The 5,810-nt window shown below is 66.6% G+C and carries 4 protein-coding genes; 1 reads left to right on the forward strand and 3 read right to left on the reverse strand.

Features of this window, described 5'->3' with window-relative positions; all coding sequences use genetic code 11:
* Positions 1-2,748: carboxylic acid reductase (car, locus tag ACRDUX_RS20055; RefSeq protein WP_526415768.1), on the forward strand; the 2,748-nt coding region annotated here is incomplete at its 5' end.
* Between the two features lie 87 nt (positions 2,749-2,835).
* On the opposite strand, the gene ACRDUX_RS20060 is transcribed toward car, so the two are convergent.
* From ACRDUX_RS20060 to ACRDUX_RS20070, 3 genes are all read right to left on the reverse strand, one after another.
* Positions 2,836-3,996 (reverse strand): zinc-binding dehydrogenase, encoded by a 1,161-nt coding sequence (locus ACRDUX_RS20060; RefSeq protein WP_526415769.1) that lies wholly within the window; start codon positions 3,994-3,996, stop codon positions 2,836-2,838.
* Positions 3,993-5,171, reverse strand: coding sequence for an alpha-hydroxy-acid oxidizing protein (locus ACRDUX_RS20065; RefSeq protein ID WP_526415770.1), 1,179 nt, complete (start codon positions 5,169-5,171; stop codon positions 3,993-3,995). Before ACRDUX_RS20065 ends, ACRDUX_RS20060 begins: the two co-directional genes overlap by 4 nt.
* A gap of 23 nt (positions 5,172-5,194) precedes the next feature.
* Positions 5,195-5,810 (reverse strand): siderophore-interacting protein (locus ACRDUX_RS20070; protein WP_526415771.1); only part of this gene is annotated, 616 nt, incomplete at its 5' end.

A 5,810-nucleotide genomic window follows, 5' to 3' on the forward strand; every position in this document is an offset into this window, starting at 1 on the left:
GATCTGATGACACGGTTGTGGCAGCGTCCGCACAGCCCGTCGGTGGACATCGGCATCGAGATCCCGGCCATTCACCTGCAGTACATGCCGCTGAGCCACGTCTACGGTCTGGCGTGGCTGATCTCGACGCTGACCTCCGGCGGTATCGGCTACTTCGCCGCGAAGAGCGATATGTCGACTCTGTTCGACGACATCACCCTGGTGCGCCCCACCGCACTCAACCTCGTGCCGCGGGTGTGTGACATGTTCTTCCGGCGCTACCGCAAGGAACTCGATCAGCGCACGGGCGGGCAGCCCGCCACCGAAGAGCTCGACGAAGAAGTGAAAGCCGAACTGCGGAAGGACTTTCTGGGCGGCCGGTTGGCTTCGGCGATGTGCGGGAGTGCACCGCTGTCAGAGGATATGCATGCGTTCGTGGAATCGCTCATGGACATCACGGTGAGCGACGGTTACGGCTCGACCGAGAACGCCGGCGGCATCATGCGCAACGGGAAGCTGGTGCGCCCACCGGTGACCGACTACAAGCTCGTCGACGTACCCGAACTCGGGTACTCCACCGCCGATCAACCGCATCCACGCGGTGAGCTGTATCTCAAGGCAACCACGCTGATTCCCGGGTACTACAAGCACCCCGAACTGTCGGCAGACATCTTCGATGCCGACGGTTTCTACAAGACCGGTGACGTGATGGCCGAGATCAGCCCGGATCACCTGGTCTACCTGGACCGCCGCAACAACGTCATCAAGCTGTCGCAGGGCGAGTTCGTGGCGGTGTCGAATCTGGAGGCCACCTACGCCACCAGCCCCTACATCCGGCAGATCTTCATATACGGCAGCAGCGAACAATCGTTCCTGCTCGCGGTGATCGTGCCCAACCCCGACGCCATCGGAGACGGTGATGCGCGCACGCTGATAGCCAACTCGATGCAGCAGCTCGCCGCCGACGCGCACCTGAACTCCTATGAGGCGCCGCGGGATTTCCTGCTGGAATCCGATCCGTTCACCCGAGACAACGGCCTGCTGTCCGGTGTCGGCAAGCTGCTGCGCCCCGCGCTGAAAGCCCACTACCTGGACCGGCTCGACGCCATCTATGCCGAGATCGCCGCCGGGCAGGACGATCAGCTCGACGACCTGAGGGCCGCCAGCCGCCACCAACCCACCATCGATACGGTGAGGGGAGCCGCCGTGGCGACGCTCGGTCTCGACACGACCGGCCCCGCGCCGTCGGCGGACGCGAAATTCATTGACCTCGGCGGGGATTCACTCTCCGCGTTCTCGTTCGCAACCATGCTGGAAGGTATCTTCGGCATCGACGTGCCGGTGCAGACCATCGTCAGCCCGACTGCGACGCTCGCGACCATCGCCGACCATGTCGACGGAGAACGGCAGTCGGCATCGACACGCCCCACGTTTGCATCCGTGCACGGACGCGGTGCAGAAGTCGTCCGGGCGGCGGATCTGACCCTGGACAAGTTCATCGACCCCGCCATCCTGGCTGCCGCGCCAGGGCTTCCCGCGCCGACCGCAACGATCAACACCGTCCTGATGACCGGGGCCAACGGCTATCTGGGCCGGTTCCTGTGCCTGGACTGGCTGGAACGACTGTCGCAGACCGATGGCCGCCTGATCTGTCTGGCCCGCGGGGCCGATCCGATCGCCGCCCGGCAGCGCATCGAAGCGGCCATCGACTCCGGCGACGAGGCCTTGTCGAAGCGGTTCCGCGAGTTGGCCGACGAACATCTCGAGGTACTCGTGGGTGACGTGGGAGCGGCGAACCTGGGAGTCGATACGCCGACCTGGAGCCGGCTCGCGGAATCGGTCGACCTCATCGTGCACTCAGCCGCATTGGTCAATCACGTGCTGCCCTACGGCCAGTTGTTCGGGCCCAACGCCCTCGGCACCGCCGAGATCATCAAGCTGGCCATCACCGGGCGACTCAAACCGGTCGACTACATCTCGACGGTGGCCGTGACGGCGCTGCCCGACAGCACGTACGTCGGCGAGGACGTGGATATTCGGGTGGCCAGCCCGTCGCGCTCCCTGGCCACGTCCTACGCCGGTGGCTATGCGACGAGCAAGTGGGCAGGCGAGGTGTTGCTGCGGGAAGCCAATGACCTCTGCGGACTGCCGGTCACGGTGTTCCGGTCGGACATGATCCTGGCGCACAGCACATATACCGGCCAGGTCAATGTCACCGACATGTTCACGCGCCTCCTCCTCAGCGTCGTCGCGACCGGCCTGGCCCCGAAGTCGTTCTACCAACTCGACTCGGCAGGAAATCGGCAACGCGCCCACTATGACGGGCTCCCCGCGGATTTCACGTCGGCGGCGATCACGACCCTGGGGGCGCGCGGCACCGCCGGGTACCACACCTACAACCTCCTCAACACTCACGACGACGGGATCTCCCTTGACCAGTTCATCGACTGGCTGATCGCCGACGGGCTGCCCATCGAACGCATCGACGACTACGACGAGTGGCGGAACGGGTTCGAGGACGCGATGAAGGTGCTGCCGGAGGACCAGCTCAAGAATTCGGTGCTGCCGCTGATGAGCGCATACGCCCACCCGGCGCCCCCGGCGGGCGGTACTGGTGTGCCCGCCGAAAAGTTCCGCGCCGCAGTGCAATCCGCCGAAATCGGGACGGACAGAGATGTGCCGCACCTGTCGCACGAGCTGATCGAGAAGTACATTGCCGATCTGCACCAGCTGGGCATGCTGGGCGGCATCGAAGCAGCGGGGCGATGACCCCTGCGGGCACCTTGGCGTGCTGCTCGGGTATCTCAGCGGTGTCGGACCGTGTTGGTTGGGGCGGGGCGCCTCGAACGCCCACGGTCAGGGCGCGACGGTTGTACTGCTCGGATCGATCAGAACCTTGGCGTGCGTCTCGGGGTCCCCGAGCGCCTCGAAAGCCGTTGCGACGCCCTCGAGTCCGACCGTTCCGGTGATCAGGGGCGAACCGTCCAGCTTGCCGTCGGCCAGCAGATACAGCGTGTCGCGAAACTCCAGCGGCGTGTAGCCGAACACGAACCGCATGTCGACCTCCTTGCTGATCGCCATCACCGGTCGCAGCTTGTCCTCGCCCATGCAGACACCAACCACCACGACGCGTGAGTTCAGCGGCGCCGCGCCGATCACGCCGTCGAGCATCCCTGGCACGCCGACGCATTCGAAGATGACCGGCCGTTTGGGGCCGGCCGCACCAAGAGCGTCCACCGCGCGGTAGACGTGTGACCACCCCGGCAGCCGGCGCAGCTTCTCCATCGACGCCATCCCGAGCTCGTACAGCGCGGGGGCGGTGGTGAGCACGCCCTTGGTGGCGGCCGCCCGCGCGTAGGGAGAGTCCACCGCGGGATCCACCACGACATCGGCACCACAGCGTGACGCGAGAGCTCTTCTCCCGGCGGAGAAGTCGCTTGCGATGACGGTGCGCACCCCGCGGACCTTCAGGTGGCTGATGACCGAGAGCCCAACGGGACCGCAGCCCACCACGATCGCGACGTCACGCTTGCCGATCTCGCTGCGGCGCACGGCGTGCAGCGCCACGGCCATCGGTTCGGTCAGCGCGGCGAGGTCGGGCGACAGGCCGTTGGGGACGACGAAGCTCATCGCCGCCTCCGCAAGCACCTGCTCGGCGTATCCGCCAGGCGCCAGCGGGGAAAGCCCGGTCAGGTGCACACCGCCGTTGGCCCGCAGCAACGGGAAGGACACGACGAGCGCTCCCTCGGTGAACGACTTGGCGACACCGCGGCCACGCTCGGCGACCTCACCGCAGAACTCGTGGCCCATCACGACGGGCGTATCGGCCCGCATGAAGTCCGGATAGCCGATCTCCGACATCACGTCTTCAAGCTCGTCGGCATGGTCCTTGGCGTGCAGATCGGATCCGCAGATCCCGCAGCGCCGCACCGCGAGGACGAGTTGGCCCTTCTGCGGCCGTGGATCGGGGAGTTCGACGACCTCGAGTGAGCCGTGTACGCAACTGACCGCCTTCACCGCAGCGCCTCCGCGGCATCGACGCGGCGCAACGCGTCGGCGGTCAGGTCCTTCAGCAAGGCATAGCCGTCGATGCCAAGGATGAGATCGGCCTCGGCGAGCAGCGACCGTAGGACATGGACCACGCCGTCGACACCGCCGAGTGCCATGCCGTATGCGTATGGCCGCCCGATACCGACGGCGGTGGCGCCAAGCGCGAGCGCCTTGACGATGTCGGCGCCGCTGCGGATACCGGAGTCGAATAGCACCGGCACCCCGGCGGCAGCCTCGACGACGCCGGGCAGGCAGTCGATCGCGGGCAGGCCGCCGTTGGCTTGGCGCCCGCCGTGATTCGAGCAGTAGATGCCGTCGACGCCACCGTCGATGGCGCGGCGGGCATCGTCGGGATGTTGGATGCCCTTGACCAGGAGCGGGAGCTTGGTCAGCGAGCGCAACCACGGCAAGTCATCCCAGGACAGCGAGTTGCCGAACACCGAGATCCACTTGAGGATCGCGCCCTGCGGGTTCTCCTCGGGTGTCTGCGGCAACGACGCGAGGAACACGGGATCGCTGGTGTAATTCGACAGGCAGTGCCCGCGCAGCTGCGGGAAGTTCGACGTCGAGAGGTCACGCGGACGCCAACCAGGCACCCACGTGTCGAGCGTGACGACGATGCCCTTGTAGCCGGCGGCCTCGGCACGCGAGACGAGGCTCGCGGCCAGGTCGCGGTCCGTCGGGGTGTAAAGCTGGAAGAAGCCTGGCGTATCACCGAACTCGGCGGCGACCTGCTCCAGCGGGTCGGCCGTCAGCGTCGACACCACCATGGGCACCCCGGTCCGGGCGGCGGCCCGCGCCGCGGCGAGGTCACCGTGACCATCCTGCGCGCATAGGCCGATGACGCCGATCGGCGCCATGAAGACCGGCGACGGAAGGGTCAGCCCGAATAGCTCGACCGACACGTCTCGTTCCTTGGCGCCGACGAACATCCGCGGCATCAGGCCCCAACGTTCGAAGGCCGTGACGTTGGCGCGCTGCGTGCGTTCATCGCCCGCGCCGCCCGCGACGTAGGACCACAACGACGGAGACATGGCGGCCTGGGCCTTGGCCTCGAGTTCTGCGAACGCCATCGGAAGCGACGGTAAAACGCCAGAAAGGCCTTGCAGATAGATCTCGAGCTGATAGTCACCGAATGCCATGGGCCAAGCGTGCCAGCCCAAGCTCACCCCGCGGTCTGAGACTCCGTTTTTGCCAGTTCGGCCTTCCACTGCCGGAACGTCTCTTCGGTGCGTCCACGCCGCCAGTAGCCGGATATCGACGCCCATTTCGCGTCGACGCCCCGCTCCTTGCGGATGTAGGACCGCAGGTTGTGCATTACGGCCTGGGCTTCACCGTGGATGAAGACCTGCACCTGGCCAGGCAGCCACTGGGCTTCCTTGACGGCCGCGATCAACGGCGCCTGGTCACCTGCCATCTCCTCGGGAACCAGATCGGCGCGGCCTCCGCGATAGATCCAGCGGATCTCCACGCCCGCGGGCGCGGTGAGCGTCAGCTCGTCGTCGGGGCCACTGACCTCGATGAACGCTTGCCCGACGGCGTCGGGTGCCAGTGCTTCGAGGGCAGCCCCGATCGCAGGCAATCCCGCTTCATCACCTGCCAGCAAGTGCCAGTCGGCCGCGGGGTCGGGTGCGTATGCGCCGCTCGGACCCATCAGATAGGCCGGGTCGCCAGGACTGACGGAACCCGCCCATGGGCCGGCCACCCCCTGCTCACCGTGGACGACGAAGTCGATGCTGATCTCGCGACGCTCGGTGTCGACGTGACGGACGGTATAGGTG

The sequence above is a fragment of the Mycobacterium sp. genome (assembly GCF_050701675.1).
Taxonomy (GTDB): Bacteria; Actinomycetota; Actinomycetes; order Mycobacteriales; family Mycobacteriaceae; genus Mycobacterium.

Excerpts from the sequence above, each read along its gene's own strand:
- ACRDUX_RS20065 (WP_526415770.1), bottom strand. The coding sequence starts at position 5,171 with ATGGCATTCGGTGACTATCAGCTCGAGATCTATCTGCAAGGCCTTTCT.